The following is a 19,905-nucleotide window of genomic DNA, read 5'->3' as shown; positions in this document are numbered from 1 at the left end:
ATCAGTGACCAGGAACGGCCGCCATGGTCTTCCAGGTCGAGCTGGCCCTTGAGGGTGTCGTTGACCGACTCGACCAGCTGCCGGACCTTCTTGAAGACGTCGTCGGTCCGTCCGATGCAGGGGTCGGTTGTCGAGCCGAGCGCGGGCTCCGCCCGACAACCGACCGGCGACGAGCGGAGTCCTCCTCAGACGCCCGACGGAACGACCGCGTCCCGCATCATCCCGGTGAGCGGGTGGCAGTTGATGTACTCGAAGAGCTGGTCCTTGCCGTCGGAGACCGAGACCTCGTGGTAAAGGCGAAGCTTCTCCAGACCGGCCACGACTTTGAAGAACGTGACGAAGATGCGCAGGTGCGTCGGGTGGGACTCCGCCCACCGCTCGAGCTGGTCCAGGGACCGCCAGTGTCCGATGTTGTAGCTCTCGTCGAGCTCGTTGCCGTCGAGGTCGATACTGCGGACGAAACGGTTGCTGTAGCAGCCGACCGTCTCGCCGTTGTCTCGCAGGAAGTCCATACCGGCTTCAAGGCTCGGCAGGATCTCGTCGAGGTAGAGACCCCGTTCGGCCTCGCCGGCGGAGCGCCAGTCCTGACCCGAGCGGATCAGGGCGATGTTGTCGTGGCCCCGAACGATGACGCGCCCGCCCTGGGACGGGTCACCGGAGACGACGGCGAGCTCGTCCTTGGGCTGCATCCAGTCGGTCTGCGAGAGCGGAATGCGGTCGCGCATCGAGCCCCAGTACGCGTGCTCGCTGACGTCGCCGCTGCACGTGCCCATCACGCCACCGATACCGGGGAAGTCCTCGGTGAAGGCGTACAGCGTCTCGAACTGCTCGACGCGCGGTGCGACGATCTCACGGAAGTAGCCGAGACCCTCGGTGAGGCGCTCGTCCGAGTTCCACCAACCGTCGACCCCGTCCGAGCGCAGCCAACGGCAGTACGCCGCGGGGTCCGCCCAGTACGCGACGACCATCAGGTTGTGGTGGTGCCGGTTGTCGATGTGGTCGGTCAGATCGTGGCGGACCGGCCCGTCAGCCAGGTCGAAGCTCTCAACGATGTGCCGCAGCGCCGCGAGCGCCTTCGGCCGCTGCGAGTCCTCGGCGTACTGAACACCGAAGTAGGCCATGACCACCTGCTGGAGCGACTGGTCCGCCCGGGCGACGAACATCGGGAAGGGCGGCTGGTAGTCGTCAGCGACGCGCCGCGACAGCGTGCGCGGACACTGGAGGTGGGTGTCGATCGCGGATTCCATGATCTTCCTTCTCTTCGAGCGGGCGAACAGCGAAAGGGGTACCGGTGGCCTCAGCGGCCGGCGGTCACCAGCCGGCGAGGGGCGAGCGGTGGAGAACGGACCGAGGGTCGGCGTCGCCGAGGTCGTCGGGCGGCTCGGCGAGCCCAGGTCCGCCTCGGCGGACCCACTCGGCGATCGCGCGGGCCCGCTCGAGCGTGTTGACCTTCTGGATCCACACCGGTCGGGCGCCCGCGCGTCGTGCGTCCGCGGAGGGGTTGACGACAACGACGTTGGAGAGCTCGCACCGCCACAGGCAGTCGGTGCTCACCAGCTCGACGTCGCTCCCGCTCTCGTGCGCCAGAATCTCCGCGATGCCGTCGTGATCCACGTCGGGGTGCTTGCGCCGGGTGCCGCAACAGCAACCCCGGCACATCCTGATCCGCGGCCCCTGGCCAGGTCGAGGATCCGTCTTCGGGGCCGACGTTGCGGTCATGTCCGGCTCACCTGGGCGCGACCGCAGCGGAAGCTGCGGCGCCGACCCCGCTCCGGGCACGGGCAACGGCCTGTGAGAGGTACCCGAAGACCCCGCCCATGATCAGCCACATCAGACCGATCTGGGCCAGGGAGCCGAGCCGGAAGTTCCAGATCAACTGAGCGGGCACGTCGGAGGGAATCGGGTCGGCGACGTCAGGGATCGCCCAGAGCAGAATGATCGAACCGACGACGGCGAGCGCCGTGGCGGCGACGGCCCGAAGCCCCGGCTCGAGACGCTGCTGACGCGCCAAGGAGGTCACCGCTGACGTGAGTACGACCGCACAGAAGATCGTTCCGATGTACGTCACCGTTCGAGCGTCGACGGTGGCCGGGTCGCCGACCGCCGGCGGATTGGCGGGGATGACGATCGCGGGGGCGAGGGTGAATGCGGCAAACCCAAGCCCCGTGAGGGCCAGCGCCGAACCGGCAGCCGAGTTCCCCGGCACTCGGGCACCGAGGAAACGACGAACCAGTGCGAAGGCGATACCGACCAGGGTTCCGACGACCAGAACGGTGAGCATGCCGAATCCGACCTGCTCTCCCCTGGAGACGACCGCATCGGATATGTGATCGTGATCGGCGTGATCCATCGCCGACTTGGCGTCCTCGATCGCGATCGCGGCGCGGATGGACGGCTCGACGAGCCAGTACTGAACAGCGGCACCGGCACCGCCGGCTACGGCGCCCGCCAGGGCGCCGTAGCCGATGGTGCGACCTACGGTCATCGCGGCCATGGGAGTCGACCTCTCAGTGGCACGGCACGCCGAGAGCGTGACGCGCGTCGTGCGTGACCTCGTGCAGGTAGTGCGCAGCCCCGGACGGGATGAGGAGCCCGTTCTCCTGCAGGAGGAAAAGGACGGTCAGCAGGGCGAACACGGCGAGCGCGATGCTGAGGGCGGTGGTTACGACGGGCGCGTTCGCGACCGTGGCGTTGCTGTGTGCCATGTCGGCGATTCCTTTCAGGTCAGGCCCGCGGCGGGGTGGCCGGGTCGATGGCGATCGGCTCGGTGTGGGCCTCGTGGTGGTTGCGGTTGGGCGACTCGGCCATGACCCGAGCGACCCGCTGGTCGAGGTCGGACGTGGCCATGACGCCGTGCTGGGACATGACGTTCTCGAGCGCCGTCACCCAGTGCTCGTAGTAAGACCACTTCGCACCGCTCTCAGCCGCAGTGGTCTCCCACTCCCGGATCGAGGAGATCAACGCACCCTGGAATGCGGACCAGTCGAACTGCAGTGCCCTGTGGGCAGCGACCGCCATGGCGAAGGCGCGGATCTCCCAGGGGAACTCGAAGCCCAGCTCGCTCGGATCGGCGACGGGCATCCCGCAGATGAGCTCCTCGACTTCACGGCGGGACTCCCCGAGTGTCGTGGCACTCGCGTACGGCGCCGGAGGCGTGGCCGCGGTGGTCACGACGCGACCTGAGCGACCGGACCGACGCCGATCATCGAGTCGCGGGTGACGAGCTCGGCGAGCTGCTCCTCGCTCCAGCCGTCGGTGCCGGCCGGGCGCTGCGGAAGCACCCAGTAGCGCATCTCGCTGCTGGAGTCCCAGACGCGGACCTCGACACTCTCCGGAACGGTGAAGCCGAAGGACTCGCTGAGGACCTTGCGGGGCTCGCGCGTGATGGCGGCACGGTACTGCGGGTCCTTGTACCAGTTCGGCGGCAGTCCGAGGACGGGCCAGGGGTAGCAGGAGCAGAGGGTGCAGACAATGATGTTGTGTACGTCGTCGGTGTTCTCGACGAGGACCATGTCCTCACCCTGGAGACCGCTGATGCCGAGCTCCTTGCAGGCCTCGGAGGCGTCCTCCACCAGGCGCGCCTTGAACTCCGGGTCACTCCACGCCTTGGCCACGACCTTCGCGCCGAGCTGCGGGCCCACCTCGTGCTAGTAGATCTCGACCATGCGGTCGATGGCCTGGGTGGTCATGACGCCCTGTTCGATGAGCATGGACTCGAGCGCCTTGACCCGAGCGGCGATTTCTTCCTGAGTACGGATCTTGACGCTCACGCGACAGCTCCTTGGGTGTTGGCGGACGCAGGGGTGGCGGGCTCGATGTACGGGTCCCAGACGTCGAAGTAGACGGAACCGTTGGGCTCGGCGTGATCGGCACCCCAGAGCTCTTCGTTGGTGAACCGGACGGTGTAGACGTGCTCAGGGTGCTCGCCGAGTCCGTTGCCCGCCGTGTCGGGGTAGATGAACGCGCCGTGCGCCAGGACGACCTCACCGACGGCGCCACGGATGTAGCGGGCGCGGCGCGTGTGGCCCTTCGGAGCCGACCGGTCGACCCGGACGATGTCGCCCACCTTGAAGCGAGCGGCCTTGTCGGACTCACGCTTCGCGGTCGCACCGGCCGGGACAACCGCCTCGACGAACGCGAGCAACTCCGGGTCGTCCTGGTGCTGCGGCAGCGGAGCGTCCGGGTCGGCCAGGTAGTGGGCGGTACGGCGGTCGAGCTCGGCCATGTCGAGCTTGCCCAGCTTCTCGCCGAAGTGCTCGACGGTGTGCACCCAGTGCTCGTAGTACGGCGACTTCAGGTAGACGGCCGGGTCGATGAGCTCGATTCCGTGGCGGAACTCGTCCACGCCGAAGAACCCTGCGCGGAAGCACATGGCGAACATCGGGAAGACGGCCTTCTCCCATTCGGCACGGAAGACCGGTTCGTGCTCAGGGACGACAACGGGGCCGATGCCGTCGGTACCAGCGAGGTCGAATACACCGTTCATTCGGGTCCCTCCTTACGTGTGCTGGGGGCGGGGAAGCATTCCGAGCGTCTGCTCGAAGGCGTGCGCTGCCTGCAGGAGTGATGCGTCGCTGAATCGCTTGGCGATGACCATGAGGCCGACGGGCAGGCCCTCGCTCAGGCCGGCGGGGATCGTGCAGGCCGGGTGGCCTGTCACGTTGAAGGGCGCGGTGTTGGTCACCATCTCCAGCGCTCGCGTCACGATCTCCTCGGCCGACGCGTCGGCAGCGGGGATGAGGCTGGCCGTGATCGGGAGGGTCGGCATGACGAGGACGTCGTACTGGTCAAGGGCTGTGTCGTACGCGGCCGCGAGCACCGACTCGAGGTTGCGCGCCTTGCCGTAGCTCGCGCCGTACCCGTTGCGGAGGGCGTATGTGCCACCGAGCGCCACGAGCTTGACCGTCTCCGAGAACGCGGCCGGGTTCTGGCGCCACCGCTCGCCGTAGAAGGCCATCAGGTCGGGGTCGTAGGCGCCTTTCCAGTTGAGGCCGTAGGCGTTGCCGTCCACCATCTGCCAGGTCGCTCCCTCGACCGAGATCACGTCCCAGATCGCAGCGCCGTGCTTGTGCCACGGAATCGAGACGTCCTCTGCGAGGTGGCCGGCGGCAGTCAGACGCTCGATCGCAGCTCGTACGACCGCGTTGACCCCCGGATCGGAGTTGGCCTGCTCGAAGCCCTCCGTGACAACACCGATCCGAAGACCACGATCGAACTCGCACAGTGCAGCGACATAGTCGGTGCCGGTCACACCCGTCGGCTGGCGCGGGTCGAGACCGTCAGCCCCGGCGATCACCGTCAGCATGGCCGCGGCGTCGGCGACCGTCGGAGCGATGGGACCAAGGTGGTCGATCGTCTGCTCGATCGGAAAGCCGCCGGTGTAGGGCACGAGGCCGAAGGTCGGCTTGTGGCCCACCACACCGCAGAAGGCTGACGGGATGCGGATCGAACCACCCTGGTCGCCGCCGAGGGCAAGATCGACCTCACCCGCGGCGACCAGCGCCGCGCTGCCGCTCGAGGAGCCACCGGCGGTGCGGCTGGGGTCCCACGGACTGCGGACCGGTCCGCTCTTCGCCGTGTGAGACGCGCCGGAGAAACAGAGGTCTTCACACACGGACTTGCCGGCGATGGTGGCACCGGCGTCGAGCAGGCGAGTGACGACGGTGGCGTCCGTCCTCGGGACGAAGCCGCGCACCGTTTCCGAGCCGTTCATCATCGGGACGCCGGCCACAGCGACGTTGTCCTTGATCGCGACCCGGCGGCCCGCCAGCGGGCCGGACTCGGTCCTGCGCAGGTGAGTCCTGACGTACCACGCCCCCAGTGGGTTGTCAGTCGGCTCCGACCAGTCCCGTTCGGGCGCCCTGGGCGCCACCTCGCGCTCGTAGAGCCCGTCGACGACCGCCCATGATCCCAGCAGTCCGTTCGCGGCGGCGTGGTAAAAGTCCAGGTCGTCGGTGATGCCGAGCTTCAGCTCATTGGCGAGGTCTTCGACCGCTCGGCGAGATGGCAACTCCATGGCCGCTCTCCTCTGTGTTCGTACAGTTCTTCGCTCCGGTCGACGCGAGATCCTCGGCACGGCACTGCCGATACGTCTTGGCGCAGGAGCAAACGACCCCCGAAGTGCCCGCGTCAACGGCGGAAGGTGACCTGGAGCGCCTTTGGATTGCCGTAGTCAAGGCATGTGGAGACACGGGCAATCTCGCCCATGAACCGCTCCCGAACGGGGGTTGACTGGTTCGGCGTGAGAAACACACGATGAGCCATGCCGAATTCGTTCCAGGTCGATACTGCGAATCGACCTGCCGCAGAGCGGACGGAATACTGGCGCTCCAGCGTTTGTGATCAGTTCGTCCCCCTTGCCGTGCGGCCGACCCTCGTCGAGCTGCACGGGCGTGTCGCGGGTGCGAGCATCGCCGAGACCCGGCTGCGGCGGATTCGTGCGAGCCAGCACGTCTTCGAGCGACGCCCATCGGACATCAGGACCGGCGACCCAGAGGTCCTTCACGTCTTGTCCATGGACCACGGTCACTCCTGTCACATGGAGCAGGACGGGCGGACGACGATTCTCAAACCCGGCGACCTCGTGCTGTACGACAGTTCGCGACCGTTCCGATTCGCGACGTCAGGAGCCTTCCAGTTCACCATTGGCCTCCTGCCCAAGCGGCTGTTGCCGCTGCCCGAGAAGGTGCTCGCCGATCGGACGACGCGGGCTACGCCCCCTGCGGATGGGGTCGGCGCGGCACTCGGTGCGCTACTCACCTCACTGGCCGGCGGAAGTGCGGCTCATTCGGATCCCAGCCAGCAGGTCGCGATTCAGCATGCGCTGGTCAGTCTGTGCGTCGCGTTCATGTCCGACGAAGGAGCGATGGGGAGCCCGCCGTCCGTGCATCTGTCCCTGGCGAAGTCGTTCATCGTGCGACACCTCGGCGAATCCACACTCGCTCCCGCCGATGTCGCCGTTGCTTGCGGTGTTTCCCTCAGCTACCTGCATCGCCTCTTCGCCACCGAGGGGACGACCATTGTCGGCTACCTGCGCGAGCAACGACTCAAGGGGGCTCATCGAGACCTGACGACTTCGCTGGTGGACGAACCCGTCTTGCTGGTTGGGCGCCGCTGGGGCATCCCCGACCCCGCCCACTTCAGCCGGGCTTTCAAGAAGCGCTTTGGGGTGACGCCGGGTGAAGCGCGTCGCTTCGCGCGCACCCCGCCGGTAATCCGCAGGTAGCAGTCGCTCTTGCTCCTGGCAACCGTCCACTCACCCATCGCCTTTCACCAACGCCTCATCACCGCAGGCGCGCTGAGATGGTCACACTGGCGCAGACGACGTCAAGCCGTCGCCCACCGCTGCCACTATCAGCGGCGGCTGCACACGATCGAGGGGCGACCCGGGAAAGAGAGCACAGTCCGACGACCAGCCCACCACACTCGCCCAAACCGCCCCTGAACAGGGAAAACGTCAAAGTGCTGCTGGAGTACTAGTCCGCCTCCTCGAACAACCCCAGCTCCGCCCAGATCGTCTTGCCCTCGGCCGTGTGCCGGCTGCCCCAGCGCTGGGTGAGCTGGGCCACCAGCAGCAGGCCGCGGCCGCCCTCGTCCCAGGTCTTCGCCCGGCGCAGATGCGGCGCGGTGTGACTGGTGTCGGACACCTCGCAGATCAGCGTCGTCTCGTCGTGGATCAGCCGCAGCCGGATGGGATGGGAGCCGTACCGGATGGCGTTGGTGACCAGCTCGCTCACCACCAGCTCGGTCGTGAACGACGCCTCGCTCCGCTCCCACCGCGCGAGCTGCCCGACGACCTGCTTGCGGATCGGCGCGACCAGCGCAGGATCGGCGGGGATGTCCCAGGTCGCGACCCGCGCGGCGGGCAGCCCCCGGGTGCGCGCGAGCAGCAGCGCCACGTCGTCGGCGACGCCACCGGCGGGCAGCACGGCGTGCAGCACCCGGTCGCACATCTCGTCCAGGGAGTCCGAGTACGCGGCGAGGGCTTCGCCCAGCAGTCGGTGACCGGTGTCCACGTCCCGCTCGCGGGACTCGATCAGACCGTCCGTGTAGAAGGCGAGGACGCTGCCCTCGGCCAGCTCCAGCTCCGTCGACTCGAACGGCAGCCCGCCCAGGCCCAGCGGGGGACCGGCGGGCAGCTCGATCCGCCGCGGCACTCCGCCCGGCCGCAGCAGCACCGGCGGGGGGTGCCCGGCCCGGGCGAGGGTGCAGCGCCGGGACACCGGGTCGTACACCGCGTACAGACAGGTCGCGCCGACCTCGCCGGGGCTGCCCTCGCCGTCGGCCTCCTCGGACAGCCGTACGACGAGGTCGTCGAGGTGGGTGAGCAGCTCGTCGGGGGCCAGGTCGATGTCGGCGAGGGTGCGGACGGCGGTACGCAGCCGGCCCATGGTGGCCGAGGCCTGGATGCCGTGTCCGACCACGTCCCCCACGACCATGGCGACCCGCATCCCGGACAGCGGGATCACGTCGAACCAGTCGCCGCCCACTCCGGCGCGGGCGGCCGGGAGATAGCGGGAGGCGGCGTCGACCGCGGCGGTGTGCGGCAGGCTGCGCGGGAGCAGGCTGCGCTGCAGGGCGAGGGCCGTCTCGCGCTCCCGGGAGTACCGGCGGGCGTTGTCGACGCAGACGGCGGCCCGTGCCGTGATCTCCTCCGCGAGCAGTACGTCGTCCGCGGTGAACGGGTCCGGCCGCCGGTACCGGGTGAGGACCGCGACTCCGAGGGTCGTGCCCCGGGCCCGGATCGGCACGGACATCGTGGAGTGGACGCCGAACTGGCGCACCCGCTCGCCGCGCAGGGTGTCCCAGGCCAGCCACGCGTTCAGCTCGCCCACGGAGGCGACGATGGTGCGCCCCGCGACCAGTGAGTCGGCCTGCGGCGATCCGGCCGGATACCGCAGGAGCTCGCCGGGCTTGGCGACCGCCATCGGGTTGCCGGGGTTGACGGAGTGGTGGGCGGCGCGGCGCAGGCTCAGTGGGGCGGCGAACCGGGTCGGGGGGTCACCGTCGTCCAGCGGGTCCAGAAGGTCGACGCTGACGAAGTCCGCGAGCGCGGGCACGCACACCTCGGCCAGCTCCTGGGCCGTCCGGGTGACGTCCAGGGTGGTGCCGATCCTTACGCTCGCCTCGTTGACCAGCCGCAGCCGCTCGCGGGCGAGGTAGTTCTCCGTGAAGTCGTGGGCGGCCAGACACACGCCCCGCACCCGGCCCTCGGCGTCGGTGACCGGCGCGAACCGTGCCAGCCAGGCGTGCGCGTGGCCCTCGCCGCCGGTGCGCGTGTAGGTCTGGACGTCCTCCGCCCGCCCGCTGGCGAGCACCCGGATCATGTGCCCCTCCAGCTCCGCGCTCTGGGGACGGCCGCCGATCTCGGAGAGTCTGAGCCCCCTGATGCGCTCCTCGGGCAGCCCGATCACCTCGGCCATCGCCTCGTTGATCCGGGTCAGCCGCAGCCGTTCGTCGTAGACCGCGGTGGCGCACGGCGACTGCGCGAGCACCGCAGCGGCCAGGGGATCGCCGGGGGAGCGGTTACCGTCGCCGGTCAGCGGGGTCACGACGAGCCAGCTGCCGGGCGTGCCGTCCCGGGGCGGACGGTGGTGGGCGAGCAGCCAGGCCCGCACGGGCCGGCCGTCACGGTGGCGCAAAGTGAGCGTTCCGTCCCAACGCGGGCCGGTGGGCACCGGAGGGGCCTCCCCGGCCAGCAACTCCCGGGCGGGCCTGCCCACGACCTCGGCCGGGGCCCAGCCGAGCAGGGCGCGGGCGCCCTCGTTCCACTCGACGACCGTGCCCGTGTCGTCGACGACCCCCCGGGCCGTCGCGGCCTCGTCGAACGGGTACTCCGGGCTCATCGTCGTCGCTCCATCGCGGACACTCACAGTGAACAAGTGGGCCACATCCGTACCAGCCTAGACCGTCCCGCTGCCGCACGGACGAGAACCCCCGCAGGGGCCCGAGCGGGCGCGCTGCGGCCGAGGTCAAGGGCAAAATCCGGCCGAAGTGACTCACTGGTGCCGCTCGGTGCCCGTGGGTCACCGGAACGCCTCCGGCCCCTTGACGGGCAGGAGTGGCGCGTCGTCAGATTCTGTTTGGTAACGATCACTTGAGAGATCAGTTGTGAGTACTTCTGGGTCCTGAGAGGGAGAGCCGCCAGTGACAGTCACTCGCCGATCCGTCCTGATCGCCTCCGCGGCCGCCCCGGCCGGCGGAGCACTCCTCGGCAGCCCGGCCGAGGCCGCGGAAGCAGCCGCGGGCGTCGCCGGCCGCCGCACGGTGGCGCTGCGCGACGGCTGGCGCTTCGCGCTGGTCGACCCGGGCGGGATCACCGACCCGACCGGACAGTACGCGGACGCCGCCGCGCCCGGTTACGACGACTCCGCCTGGCGCGAGGTGGCGGTCCCGCACGACTGGAGCATCGAACAGACCCCCACCACACAGAACGGCACCACCAGCGGCACCGGCTTCTTCCCCGGCGGCCTCGGCTGGTACCGCCTCGGCTTCACCCTGTCGCCCGCCCACGCCGGCAAGCGGATCTCGGTCGAGTTCGACGGCGTCTACATGGATGCGTACGTCTACTGCAACGGCACCGAGGTCGGCCGCCACCCGTACGGCTACACCGGCTTCGCCTTCGACCTGACCGATCTGCTGCACACCGACGGCACCACCGAGAACGTGATCGCGGTCAAGGTGCAGAACCGTCTCCCCAGCAGCCGCTGGTACTCCGGCAGCGGCATCTACCGCGAGGCCCGCCTGGTCATCACGGAACCGGTGCACGTCGCCCGCTGGGGCACCTGCGTCACCACCCCGGAGGTCACCGGCGAACGGGCCCTCGTCCGGGTGGCCACCACCGTCGCGAACGCCTCCGGCGCGGGTACGGACGTCGAGGTCGTCTCCCGTGTCCTCGCCCCGGACGGCCGCCCGGTCGCCCGCACGACGTCCACGGTCACCGTCACCGACGGGGCCACGGAGACCCACGAACTCACGGTTCGCCGACCGAAGTTGTGGGACTTCGCCGCACCCCACCGCTACACCCTGGAGACCGAGCTCCGCGTCGCCGGCCGGCGCACCGACACCTGCCGCACGCCCTTCGGCATCCGCACCTTCCGCTTCGACCCGGACGAGGGGTTCTTCCTCAACGGCAAGCACTCCAAGATCAAGGGCGTCGACCTCCACCACGACCTGGGCGCCCTGGGCGCGGCGGTCAGCGCCGACGCGATCCGCCGCCAGATGACGATCATGAAGTCGATGGGCGTCAACGCCTTCCGCACCTCCCACAACCCGCCCTCCCCGGAGATGATCCGGGTCTGCGAGGAACTGGGCATCGTGATGATGGTGGAGGCCTTCGACTGCTGGAAGACCGGGAAGACGCGGTACGACTACGGCCGGTTCTTCGACGAATGGTGCGAGCGGGACGCTACCGAGATGGTCCTCGCCGCCCGCAACTCGCCCGCCGTCGTGCTCTGGTCCATCGGCAACGAGATCCCCGACTCCACCCAGACCGCCGGCCTCGCCATGGCCGACCGGATCATCGCCGCGATCAGGGCCGCCGACGACACCCGCCCCCTCGTCATCGGCTCCGACAAGTACCGCAACCCGCCCGCCAAGGGCTCCGCCGCCGATCTGATGCTGGCGAAGCTGGACGGCCTCGGCCTCAACTACAACACCGCGAAGTCGGTGGACGTCCTGCACGCCACCTACCCGCACCTGTTCCTCTTCGAGTCCGAGTCCTCCTCGGAAACCTCGACGCGCGGGACGTACCAGGAGCCGGAGCACCTCAACACCGGCGAGAACCACACGCCCGGGAGGCGGGCGACCTCGTCCTACGACAACAATCTCGCCTCCTGGACGATGAGCGGGGAGTACGGCCACAAGAAGGACCGGGACCGCAAGTGGTTCGCCGGGCAGTTCCTGTGGTCCGGCATCGACTACATCGGCGAGCCGACGCCGTACAACGTCTTCCCGGTGAAGGCGTCCTTCTTCGGCGCGGTCGACACGGCCGGCTTCCCGAAGGACATGTACCACCTCTTCCGGAGCCAGTGGACCGAGGAGCCGATGGTCCATCTGGTGCCGATGACCTGGAACCACGAGAAGGGCGACACGGTCGAGGTGTGGGCGTACGCCAATGTCGACACCGTCGAGCTGTACCTCAACGGAAGGTCCCTGGGCGTACGGAAGTTCGACACCAAGACGACCGTCGACGGCCGCACCTACCTGGAGACCACCGAGGCCACCGGCGACGACAAGACCTTCACCAGCGGCCCCTACCCGGGCAGTTACACCAGCCCCAACGGCAGCGCGGGCAAGCTCCACCTGACGTGGAAAGTCGCCTACGAGCCGGGCGAGTTGAAGGCGGTGGCCCGCCGGAAGGGCAAGGTGGTCGCCACCGACGTCCTGCGCACCGCGGGCGCCCCGCACGCCGTACGCCTCACCCCGGACCGCACGTCCCTCCCGGCGGACGGGCGTTCGCTGGTCTTCGTCACCGCCGACGTCGTCGACGCGCGCGGCGTCGTCGTGCCGGACTCCGAGCACCTCATCTCCTTCCAGGTGAAGGGCGGTTCCGTCGCCGGGCTCGACAACGGGCGGCAGGAGAGCGCCGAGCGGTACCAGGCGAGCACCCGAACCGCTTTTCACGGCAAGGCACTTGCCATCGTGCGGTCGGGGACCGAGGCGGGCACCCTGAAGGTGACGGCGAGCGTGGAGGGTCTGCGCAAGGGCACCGCCACCGTCCGCACCACCCCCGCCCGCTCGGTGGCCACCACGCAGGCCGCCGCCTTCGCCCCTGACCATCCGGCGCCCCCGAACTATCCCTACGCCGACGCCAGTTACTCCGGACGGGCGGACACCCTGCCCGCCGCCGTGCTGGACGGTGACCCGGCCACCGGCTGGTCCAACGCCTTCTCGAAGGCGGCCACCGCCCTGCTGCCCGCCTTCGACGGGGCACGGGCGCAGGACTGGGTCTCGGTGGACTGGGGGCGGACCCGCGACTTCGACCGGGTGGCGGTGTCCTTCACGGTCGACGCCACGCACAGCCTGCCCGCGGCGGTCGAGGTCGCGGTGGGGGACGGGGAGCGGTACAAGCCGGTCACCGGGGCGACCGTCGACTGGGCCGTCGACTCGGACGCGCCGACCGTCATCACCTTCGACGCGGTACGCGGCTCCCGGCTGCGGCTGACGCTGACCAGCAGTGCGCCGGGGCAGGCGCGAGGGGCGGTGCGGATCAGCAGGTTGGAGGTGTAGGCGTGGCGGTGTGGATCGGCACGCCGGAGGCGTAGGCGCGGTACGGATCGGATGGCGGGGACGCAGGCGTCGTACGGTCCCGGCGGGAAGCGGTCCCGTCCGGACCGTTGACGCGGTGTCATGGCTGTGACAAGCATGGGCGTGCGACCTTGCTGGGAGCGCTCCCATGACTTGTCGACCGAGGAGCCGGACGTGAAACGACGCAGAACCGCCCTGCTGTCCCTCGCGGCCCTGCTGGGCGCGGCGCTGACCGCGCTGCCCGCCCAGCAGGCCGGGGCCGAGGAGGTCGAGCAGGTCAGGAACGGCGGCTTCGAGACCACCGCCGACCCCTGGTGGACCAGCAACGTCACCGCGGGCCTGTCCGACGGACGGCTGTGCGCGCAGGTGCCGGGCGGCACCGTGAACCGCTGGGACTCGGCGATCGGCCAGGACGCGATCACCCTGGTCAAGGGGTCCTCGTACCGGTTCTCCTTCGCCGCCTCCGGGGTGCCCGAGGGGCATGTGGTGCGGGCGATCGTGGGGCTCGGGGCCGCACCGTACGACACCTGGTACGAGGCGACCCCGGTGCTGAGCGAGTCGGGCGACTCGTACACGTACACCTTCACCTCGCCCGTCGACTCCACCCAGGGGCAGGTCGCCTTCCAGGTCGGCGGCAGCGCGGACCCCTGGCGGTTCTGCCTGGACGACGTGTCGTTGCTGGGCGGGGTGCCGCCCGAGGTGTACCAGCCGGACACCGGGCCGCGGGTCCGCGTCAACCAGGTCGCCTACCTGCCCGCCGGGCCGAAGAACGCCACCCTCGTGACCGACGCCACCGAGAGGCTGCCCTGGCAGCTGAAGAGTGCCTCCGGGGCGACGGTGGCGCACGGCTGGACCGTACCGCGCGGCCTGGACGTCTCCTCCGGGCAGAACGTCCACACCCTCGACTTCGGCGCCTACCGCAAGCGCGGTACGGGCTTCACGCTGGTCGCCGACGGCGAGACCAGCCGCCCCTTCGACATCGGCACGGCCGCCTACGAACAGCTGCGCCAGGACTCGGTGAAGTACTACTACACCCAGCGCAGCGGCATCGCGATCCGTAACGACCTGCGGCCCGGCTACGGCAGGCCGGCCGGCCATGCGGGCGTCGCACCCAATCGGGGCGACGCGAACGTCCCCTGCCAGCCGGGCGTCTGCGACTACAGTCTCGACGTCACCGGCGGCTGGTACGACGCCGGCGACCACGGCAAGTACGTCGTCAACGGCGGGATCGCCACCTGGGAGCTGCTCAGCACCTACGAACGCTCCCTCCTCGCCCGCACCGGCCACCCGTCGAAGCTCGGCGACGGCACCCTCGCGCTGCCCGAGAGCGGCAACAAGGTGCCGGACCTCCTCGACGAGGCCCGCTGGGAGCTGGACTTCCTGCTGAAGATGCAGGTACCGGACGGGCAGCCGCTCGCCGGCATGGCCCACCACAAGATCCACGACGAGCAGTGGACCGGCCTGCCGCTGCTCCCGAGCGACGACCCGCAACAGCGCGAGCTGCACCCGCCGACCACCACGGCCACCCTCAACCTGGCCGCCACGGCGGCCCAGGCCGCCCGCCTCTACCGGCCCTACGACAAGGCCTTCGCGGCCAGGGCGCTGACGGCCGCTCGCAAGGCCTGGGCGGCGGCGCTCGCGCACCCCGACCTCTACGCGAGCGCCGACGACGCCAACGGCGGCGGCGCCTACAACGACGACAACGCGACCGACGAGTTCTACTGGGCGGCCGCGGAACTCTATCTCACCACCGGGGAGGAGGCGTTCAGCGACTACGTGATCGACTCGCCGGTCCACACGGCCGACATCTTCGTCCCCTACGGCTTCGACTGGTCCCGTACGGCAGCCGCAGGCCGCCTCGACCTCGCGCTCGTCCCCAGCCGGCTGCCGGGGCGGGACAAGGTGCGCGGGTCGGTGGTGCGGGGCGCGGACACCTACCTGGCCACGCTCGCCTCACAGCCGTACGGCATGCCGTACGCCCCCGAGGGCAACCGCTACGACTGGGGCTCCACCCACCAGGTCCTCAACAACGCGGTCGTCATCGCCACCGCCTACGACCTCACCGGCGCCTCGAAGTACCGCGACGCCGCCGTCCAGAGCATGGACTACGTCCTCGGCCGCAACGCGCTCAACCTCTCGTACGTCACCGGCTACGGCGAGGTCAACTCCCACCGCCAGCACAGCCGTTGGTACGCCCACCAGCTGGACCCGAACCTCCCGGACCCGCCGAAGGGCACCCTCGCGGGCGGTGCGAACTCGAGCATCCAGGACCCCTACGCGCAGAGCAAGCTCCAGGGGTGCGTGGGCCAGTTCTGCTACATCGACGACATCCAGTCCTGGTCGACGAACGAGAACGCGATCAACTGGAACGCGGCACTGACCTGGATGGCCTCGTTCGTGGCCGACCAGGGATAGCGGGCGGCCGCTTCCCGGTACCGCCTCGGTGCTCGTTGACACTGTCTTGACCTGGGGATATTTACGAGTGGGTACCCGAGCGGTACCGTGAGAGCATGCCAGCCCTCAATGTGGAGTTCAGCGATCGCGAGCTGGAGGACCTGCGGCAGATCGCCAAGGAACGCGGTACGTCGATGAAGGCACTCGTGCGGGAGGCGGCCGCCGCCGACATCGCCCGGCACCGGGCGCTGCAGGAGGGTGCGGAGGCGTTCCGCAGGTTCTTCGCCTCGCACGCCGACGAGTTCGCCGCCGCCTTCCCCGAGGACGAACCCGCTGTCAAGGGCGAGGGGCGGGTAGCCTGACCGATGACACCCGTCATCCACATCGACGTGCCCTGGCTGCTCCAGCGCCACGAAGAGGTCCTGCCGGACCAGCCGACCGTCAACGACTTCTCCGCGCTGGTCGCCGCGGTCGCCCGGCACCGGGTCGATCCGCCCCGCCTCGGCGTCGACTCCGACCCGGCCTGGCGGGCCGCCGCGCTGCTGCACACCCTCGCCCTGCTCAAGCCCCTGCCCTCGGCCAACGCCCGGTTCGCCTGTGCGACGGCGGTGGCGTACATGTTCGTCAGCGGCGTCGGCATCGACCCGCCCTACGGCGCGCTCGTGGACCTCGCCCGGGACCTGATCGACGGCAAGGCCGACGTCTACGGCGCGGCCGACCGGCTGAGGTCCTGGCAGATATAACCGCTCGGAGGTGTTGTGGGCCGCCGGCCGAGGGCGGGAGGAACAAGGCCGGCGGCCATTTTCGCGCAGGAGAGCCGCCGTCCTGCGCGGGGCCTCCGAGGAAGTGGCCGCTCCCCAGTCCACTACGCGCCGCACGTGTCGGGAAGGTGCGCGGCACGCTCACACGTGCGTGTGTTTCACACGGGGCGCAAGGTCGGACGAAAAGGGTGCGGCGGGGCGCGGAGTTGAGCCCCCCTGTCGACTTCCTTTCAACAACGGCCAGGTTGCCTTCGCGCCTTGTTGCGCGCGACTTAGTTGTGCAATGGTGAACCACCCTCGCACCAAAGGAACCACTCAGTGTCCACCCAGCCTCCTCGTCCTCCCTACCCTCCGCCCGGAGGGGGCCCCGGCGAATCCGACGAGTCGCTCGCCGCAGGGATTCGCGGCGGCACGGACAGCGAGGTCGCCCAGTCCACCGCGCTGCTGATCGCCCGGCACTGGCGGCCGGTGCACGAGTACGCGGTGATCTGCCTCGCCTCTTCCGGGAGTGTGGCGAACATGCTGACCGCGGCCGCCGTGCACCAGGTCTTCGACCGGCTGAAGCTGGGCGAGCCGGGCACCGCGCTGCGTCCCCGGCTGCTGGTGACCGTGCGGGACATGGCCCGGCTGTGGTCCGCCGACGAGGACATCGCCGGCGTCCTGCCGGTGCTGAAGAAGCCGGCCGGGGCCCGGGGCATGCGGACCGCGAAGTCCATGATCCCAGAGAACCGGGTGCTGGCCGAGCGCTCCTTCCAGAGCCTGCCCGCCGTCGCCCGTTGCGTCCTGTGGCACGTGGAGGTCGAGGCCGAGTCGATCAGCGCGACCGCCGGACTGCTCGGCATGGACACCGAGATGGTCACCGCCGCCCTCGAACAGGCCCGGGACAAGCTCCGTGAGGGCCTGGTCCGCGCGCACCGGGAACTCGCCCCGAGCAAGGAGTGCCGGTTCTACAACCGCCTCCTCGACGTGCCGATCCGCCGGGGCGGCGAACTGCTCCCGGACGTCCGCCGGCATCTCGACGAGTGCCGCTACTGCCGCGCCGCCGCCGAACAGCTCGGCCAGTTCGAGGGCGGCCTCGGCCTCCTGCTCGCCGAGGCGGTGCTCGGCTGGGGCGCCCGCCGCTACCACGACTCGCGCCCGGCCCGCGACAAACAGCAGACCGTACGGCTGAAGGGGTCCGCCCGGCACCGGGGCGGACGCCCGCGCGGCGGGCGGGGGAGCAACCTGCTCTCGCGCATCCCGTCGCCGCGCCGTCGCGCGAACGGGGAAGCGAGGTCCCCGCGCGCCCTCTTCACCGGCGTGGGCCTCGCCTCGGCCGGGCTGGTGACCACCCTGCTCGCCGCCGGGATGTGGGCTGACGACGGCGGCGCCGACCCGGCCGCCTCCACCAGCGGTGCCGTCCCCGGCACCGACTCGCAGGCCGCGACCGCTTCTCCGACGTCACCCGGCACCGCCCAACTCCCCACCGCCCCCCAGCGCACCAGGCTGCGCAACGCCGCAGGCGACCTCTGTCTGGACGTCAGGGGCGAGGCGAAGGCCGGCGCCGGCCTGGAACTCGCCGACTGCGGCGCCGACGCCACCCAGCTGTGGTCGTACGCCCAGGACGGCCAGCTGCGCAGCGCCGCCCAGCCCGACCTGTGCGTGGACTCCCACGCCGACGCCGGGGTGGTCATCCTCGGCGACTGCGCGGACACCGGCGACGCCCGCGCCGACGACGTCCGCTACGACTTCACCGTCCAGGGCGAGCTGCTGCCGCGCTGGGACGACGCCCTGGCCCTGGCCGGCGCCGGTGAGGACCCGGGTGCCGACGTCGTGGTGAAGGTCCGCGACCACTCCACCGCCCAGCGCTGGCTCCCCGACACGGCCTACGCCACCCCCGGCTCCCTGACCGTCACCGGCACGGACGCACCCCCGCCGGCGCAGCCGGTGGAGCTCTCCGCGGACACGGCCTGAGCGGGAGTCAGCCGGCCTCCTCCACGAGGTCCTGCGGACCGACGGCCGACACGGTGGCGTGGCCGGACAGGGCCATCGTCAGGTCGAGTTCGGCGAGGAGACACCGGATGACGTGTTCGACTCCGGGCTGTCCGTCCAGGCCGAGGCCGTAGACGTACGGGCGGCCCAGCAGGACCGCCCGGGCGCCCAGGGCGAGGGCCTTGAACACGTCGTCGCCGGTGCGGATGCCGCTGTCGAAGAGGACCGTCAGACGGTCGCCGACCGCCGCCGCGACCCGGGGCAGCGCGTCGGCGGCCGCGATCGAACCGGCCACCTGCCGGCCGCCGTGGTTGGAGACCACCACACCGTCCATCCCGGCCTCGGCGGCGAGGCGGGCGTCGTCCGGGTGCAGGACGCCCTTGAGGACGATCGGGCCGTCCCAGTTCTCCCGCAGGAACGCCAGGTCCGGCCAGGTCTTGCCGGGGTCCGCGAACAGACCGAGGAAGTGCAGCACGGCCGCGTTCGGATCCTCGTGCACCGGTTTGGCGAGGCCCGCCCGGAAAGCCGGGTCCGAGAAGTAGTTGGCGGTGCCCACGCCGTGCAGGAACGGCAGATACGCCTGGTCGAGGTCGCGTGGACGCCAGGCCAGCAGCGGGGTGTCGAGGGTGACGACCAGCACCGTGAAACCGCTCGCGCGCGCCCGGCCGAGGAAACTCCGGGTCACCTCGCGGTCCTTGGACCAGTACAGCTGGAACCAGCGTTCGGCGTCCCCCATGGCCTCGGCGACCTGCTCGATCGGCGTACTCGACGCGGAGGACAGGATGTACGGCACCCCCTGCGCGGCCGCCGCCCGGGCCGCCGCGGACTCGGCGTCCGGATGCATGATCGACAGCACGCCGACCGGCGCCAGGGCCAGCGGGGCGGGCAGGGCGCGGCCCAGCACCTCGACCGACAGATCCCGCTCGTGCACGTCCCGCAGCATGCGCGGCACGATCCGGCGCCGCTGAAGGGCGGCACGGTTCGCCCGCGCCGTACTGCCGTCCCCCGCGCTGCCCGCCACATAGCCGACCGGACCGGGCCCGAGCAGCCGCTCGGTGAGCTCCTCCAGCCGGGTCAGATCGGTGGGCAGCCGGGGAACCCCGCCCGTCATCCCGCTGAGATAGATCTCGTACTGGAAGTCCGCCCAGTGCTTCGCCATCCGTACGTTCCGCCTCTCGTCGTCGAGCCCGCGCGCACGGCGACGATACCGACCGGTACCGGCTCAGCGGGCGGCGGCCGACTCGCGCAGGATGCGGGCCGGTTCGCGTGGCCGGGAGAACATCGGCCAGTGGCCCGTGTCCATCTCCACCAGCTCCCAGGACCCGCCCTCGAGCGCGCGGGCAGAGAGTTCGCGAACAGCACACTGAGCAGCGCCGACACCCATCAGGCGGTCATACCCCGCCAGTTGCAGCCGGGCACGAACCGGTAACGGCCGCCGTGGTGATCAACGTGGCGAACGTCGCGGCCCGGACCGGGCGGCCGTCGCTGCCGCGGGGAGGGGGGTGACGCGGGCGGATGCCGTCCGGGACGG

At 70.4% G+C, this 19,905-nt stretch carries 17 protein-coding genes and 1 pseudogene; 6 read left to right on the top strand and 12 right to left on the bottom strand.

Translation table 11 applies throughout. The features are described from left to right. Nucleotides 1-185 precede the first annotated feature (185 nt). The 9 genes from ACIBVL_RS07490 to ACIBVL_RS07450 form a co-directional block, all read right to left on the bottom strand. The gene (locus ACIBVL_RS07490; RefSeq protein WP_399093351.1) at nucleotides 186-1,247 is read right to left on the bottom strand and encodes a phenylacetaldoxime dehydratase family protein; all 1,062 of its coding nucleotides are present in this window, start codon (nucleotides 1,245-1,247) and stop codon (nucleotides 186-188) included. Between the two features lie 64 nt (nucleotides 1,248-1,311). Next, a complete protein-coding gene (locus ACIBVL_RS07485; RefSeq protein WP_399093348.1) occupies nucleotides 1,312-1,614 on the bottom strand; it encodes a (2Fe-2S) ferredoxin domain-containing protein in 303 nt (100 codons plus the stop codon). Between the two features lie 112 nt (nucleotides 1,615-1,726). After that, nucleotides 1,727-2,494, bottom strand: coding sequence for a CbtA family protein (locus ACIBVL_RS07480; RefSeq protein WP_399093345.1), 768 nt, complete (start codon nucleotides 2,492-2,494; stop codon nucleotides 1,727-1,729). Between the two features lie 13 nt (nucleotides 2,495-2,507). Then, entirely contained in the window at nucleotides 2,508-2,705 is a 198-nt protein-coding gene (locus ACIBVL_RS07475; RefSeq protein ID WP_399093342.1) for a CbtB-domain containing protein, read from the bottom strand. Between the two features lie 19 nt (nucleotides 2,706-2,724). Next, entirely contained in the window at nucleotides 2,725-3,171 is a 447-nt protein-coding gene (locus ACIBVL_RS07470) for a nitrile hydratase accessory protein (protein WP_399093339.1), read from the bottom strand. Continuing rightward, entirely contained in the window at nucleotides 3,168-3,641 is a 474-nt protein-coding gene (gene nthA / locus ACIBVL_RS07465) for a nitrile hydratase subunit alpha (RefSeq protein ID WP_399093336.1), read from the bottom strand. Before nthA ends, ACIBVL_RS07470 begins: the two co-directional genes overlap by 4 nt. A gap of 6 nt (nucleotides 3,642-3,647) precedes the next feature. Beyond that, the gene (locus ACIBVL_RS07460) at nucleotides 3,648-3,770 is read right to left on the bottom strand and encodes a hypothetical protein (RefSeq protein ID WP_399093333.1); all 123 of its coding nucleotides are present in this window, start codon (nucleotides 3,768-3,770) and stop codon (nucleotides 3,648-3,650) included. Then, nucleotides 3,767-4,486, bottom strand: a complete 720-nt coding sequence (nthB, locus tag ACIBVL_RS07455) for a nitrile hydratase subunit beta (protein ID WP_399093330.1) — start codon at nucleotides 4,484-4,486, stop codon at nucleotides 3,767-3,769. Before nthB ends, ACIBVL_RS07460 begins: the two co-directional genes overlap by 4 nt. A 12-nt stretch (nucleotides 4,487-4,498) precedes the next feature. After that, on the bottom strand, nucleotides 4,499-6,016 hold the full coding sequence (locus ACIBVL_RS07450) for an amidase (protein ID WP_399093327.1): 1,518 nt from the start codon (nucleotides 6,014-6,016) through the stop codon (nucleotides 4,499-4,501). A gap of 246 nt (nucleotides 6,017-6,262) precedes the next feature. Here ACIBVL_RS07450 and ACIBVL_RS07445 point away from each other — a divergent pair, with 246 nt between their 5' ends. After that, entirely contained in the window at nucleotides 6,263-7,225 is a 963-nt protein-coding gene (locus tag ACIBVL_RS07445) for a helix-turn-helix domain-containing protein (protein WP_399093324.1), read from the top strand. 250 nt (nucleotides 7,226-7,475) lie between these two features. On the opposite strand, the gene ACIBVL_RS07440 is transcribed toward ACIBVL_RS07445, so the two are convergent. Continuing rightward, nucleotides 7,476-9,845, bottom strand: a complete 2,370-nt coding sequence (locus tag ACIBVL_RS07440; protein WP_399093321.1) for a SpoIIE family protein phosphatase — start codon at nucleotides 9,843-9,845, stop codon at nucleotides 7,476-7,478. Between the two features lie 301 nt (nucleotides 9,846-10,146). Here ACIBVL_RS07440 and ACIBVL_RS07435 point away from each other — a divergent pair, with 301 nt between their 5' ends. The 5 genes from ACIBVL_RS07435 (at nucleotide 10,147) to ACIBVL_RS07415 (ending at nucleotide 18,356) form a co-directional block, all read left to right on the top strand. Continuing rightward, nucleotides 10,147-13,230, top strand: coding sequence for a glycoside hydrolase family 2 TIM barrel-domain containing protein (locus ACIBVL_RS07435; protein WP_399093318.1), 3,084 nt, complete (start codon nucleotides 10,147-10,149; stop codon nucleotides 13,228-13,230). A gap of 192 nt (nucleotides 13,231-13,422) precedes the next feature. Continuing rightward, on the top strand, nucleotides 13,423-15,663 hold the full coding sequence (locus ACIBVL_RS07430) for a glycoside hydrolase family 9 protein (RefSeq protein WP_399093315.1): 2,241 nt from the start codon (nucleotides 13,423-13,425) through the stop codon (nucleotides 15,661-15,663). 95 nt (nucleotides 15,664-15,758) lie between these two features. Beyond that, nucleotides 15,759-16,004, top strand: a complete 246-nt coding sequence (locus ACIBVL_RS07425; RefSeq protein WP_399093312.1) for a hypothetical protein — start codon at nucleotides 15,759-15,761, stop codon at nucleotides 16,002-16,004. Between the two features lie 3 nt (nucleotides 16,005-16,007). Then, entirely contained in the window at nucleotides 16,008-16,385 is a 378-nt protein-coding gene (locus ACIBVL_RS07420; RefSeq protein WP_383778778.1) for a toxin Doc, read from the top strand. 336 nt (nucleotides 16,386-16,721) lie between these two features. Next, nucleotides 16,722-18,356, top strand: a complete 1,635-nt coding sequence (locus ACIBVL_RS07415) for a ricin-type beta-trefoil lectin domain protein (protein ID WP_399093308.1) — start codon at nucleotides 16,722-16,724, stop codon at nucleotides 18,354-18,356. 7 nt (nucleotides 18,357-18,363) lie between these two features. On the opposite strand, the gene ACIBVL_RS07410 is transcribed toward ACIBVL_RS07415, so the two are convergent. Next, complete coding sequence (locus ACIBVL_RS07410) at nucleotides 18,364-19,533, bottom strand: lactate 2-monooxygenase (protein WP_399093305.1); 1,170 nt, start codon at nucleotides 19,531-19,533, stop codon at nucleotides 18,364-18,366. Nucleotides 19,534-19,596: 63 nt separating this feature from the next. Beyond that, nucleotides 19,597-19,716, bottom strand: a pseudogene (locus ACIBVL_RS07405) (alpha/beta hydrolase); the annotation flags it as partial. Nucleotides 19,717-19,905 lie beyond the last annotated feature (189 nt).

The sequence above is a fragment of the Streptomyces sp. NPDC049687 genome, from assembly GCF_044465285.1.
Taxonomy (GTDB): Bacteria; Actinomycetota; Actinomycetes; order Streptomycetales; family Streptomycetaceae; genus Streptomyces.
The sequence above is the reverse complement of the archived record's forward strand: the minus strand, read 5'-3'. Positions and strand labels throughout refer to the sequence as shown.

What these genes read in the sequence shown, in the direction of transcription:
- ACIBVL_RS07425 (WP_399093312.1), top strand. Translation starts at nt 15,759, where the DNA reads ATGCCAGCCCTCAATGTGGAGTTCAGCGATCGCGAGCTGGAGGACCTG.
- ACIBVL_RS07450 (WP_399093327.1), bottom strand. Translation starts at nt 6,016, where the DNA reads ATGGAGTTGCCATCTCGCCGAGCGGTCGAAGACCTCGCCAATGAGCTG.
- ACIBVL_RS07410 (WP_399093305.1), bottom strand. Translation starts at nt 19,533, where the DNA reads ATGGCGAAGCACTGGGCGGACTTCCAGTACGAGATCTATCTCAGCGGG.
- ACIBVL_RS07480 (WP_399093345.1), bottom strand. Translation starts at nt 2,494, where the DNA reads ATGGCCGCGATGACCGTAGGTCGCACCATCGGCTACGGCGCCCTGGCG.
- ACIBVL_RS07490 (WP_399093351.1), bottom strand. Translation starts at nt 1,247, where the DNA reads ATGGAATCCGCGATCGACACCCACCTCCAGTGTCCGCGCACGCTGTCG.
- ACIBVL_RS07440 (WP_399093321.1), bottom strand. Translation starts at nt 9,845, where the DNA reads ATGAGCCCGGAGTACCCGTTCGACGAGGCCGCGACGGCCCGGGGGGTC.
- nthB (WP_399093330.1), bottom strand. Translation starts at nt 4,486, where the DNA reads ATGAACGGTGTATTCGACCTCGCTGGTACCGACGGCATCGGCCCCGTT.
- ACIBVL_RS07445 (WP_399093324.1), top strand. Translation starts at nt 6,263, where the DNA reads ATGCCGAATTCGTTCCAGGTCGATACTGCGAATCGACCTGCCGCAGAG.
- ACIBVL_RS07420 (WP_383778778.1), top strand. Translation starts at nt 16,008, where the DNA reads ATGACACCCGTCATCCACATCGACGTGCCCTGGCTGCTCCAGCGCCAC.
- ACIBVL_RS07475 (WP_399093342.1), bottom strand. Translation starts at nt 2,705, where the DNA reads ATGGCACACAGCAACGCCACGGTCGCGAACGCGCCCGTCGTAACCACC.